The organism is Leifsonia sp. NPDC058292 (assembly GCF_042880955.1).
GTDB lineage: Bacteria > Actinomycetota > Actinomycetes > Actinomycetales > Microbacteriaceae > Leifsonia.
In genome coordinates, this window is the sequence record NZ_JBHVYL010000087.1 from 1 (window position 1) to 1102 (window position 1102).

Genomic DNA, 1102 nt, shown 5'->3' on the forward strand with positions numbered 1-1102 from the left:
CCGTTACATGCACCCATGTAACGGCGAGTCGGGACCCCTCAGTGCGTCAGTGCGGCTCGGATGCGGCCGACAGCCTCTCGTGCCGCTCCGTCGAGGTGCGTCTTGTTGATGCGGACGACGGTCCAGCCGAGGTTCTGGATGCGCCACAGCCGGTCGATGTCGGTCGCGTACTGCTCGGGGTCGTGGCGGTGATGATCGCCGTCGTACTCAACGACGACCCGTTCGCCCGGGAAGACCAGGTCGCCGAAGGCGACGAACCGGCCTTCCCGGTCGACGATCCGATAGTTCGTCTGAGGCTCGGGTAGCCGCGCCCTCACGATCGCCAGCCGAAGCACGGTCTCCATCGGCGAATCCGTTCGTGCGCGCACGTGTGCGAACGCCTCCTGCAGCCGTCGCACGCCCGGTCTGGTGGCGGCGTGCTCGACCGCCAAGCGCAACTCATCGGCGGTCGCCAGCGGGTTCGATCGCCGGAGGAGTGCGTCTCCGACCTGCACGAGCTCATCGAGGCCGAGCATCGACCCTAGTTCGCACCAGACCTCGACCGGGTCGGGAACCGGCAGTCCGCGCCGCATCCCCAACCGTGCCTGGTCGATACGCAGCTTGTGCCCGACGATGCCCGCTCCTTTCGGTGCTCGGCGCGGGCTGGCCACGGAGACGTGGAGCTCCGCAGCATCCTCGAACCGAGGGCTGAGCGGGAGCCCCCAGAGCATGGCTGCGGTCGTGTGGCTGAAGAAGTGGCCAGGGTCCATTCGCGTGGCGAAGGCGGCGCACCGGTCGAGGAGAGGTAGCTGCGAGGGGCCGGCGGCCGGCATCCGGACCCCGTGAAAGGGGCGGACGAGGTCGGCGCGTCTCAGCCGCGATCGGGACACGCCCGCATCGCGTGCGTGCGCGGTCGAGAACGGCGCTTTGCGGAAGTGGTGCGGAAGTGGTGCCGGCTGCATCGCCACACCCTGCCACGAACGCCGCAACGCGTGCAGGAGTTATCCACAGGCCGCACAACGAGGGGTGCCCCCACCCCCCGAGCCCGCGCCCCCCCGCCGCGGGGGGGGGCCCCCCGCGGGAAAAACGCGCGCGGGGGGGGGGGGGAACGGGGCGCGGGGTG

At 70.6% G+C, this 1102-nt stretch carries 1 protein-coding gene; it reads right to left on the bottom strand.

The features are described 5' to 3' along the window. Nucleotides 1-38 precede the first annotated feature (38 nt). On the bottom strand, nt 39-749 hold the full coding sequence (locus tag ACFVWR_RS19105; RefSeq protein WP_387216047.1) for an endonuclease domain-containing protein: 711 nt from the start codon (nt 747-749) through the stop codon (nt 39-41). Nucleotides 750-1102: the final 353 nt, after the last annotated feature.

What these genes read in the sequence shown, in the direction of transcription:
- ACFVWR_RS19105 (WP_387216047.1), bottom strand. Translation starts at nt 749, where the DNA reads ATGGACCCTGGCCACTTCTTCAGCCACACGACCGCAGCCATGCTCTGG.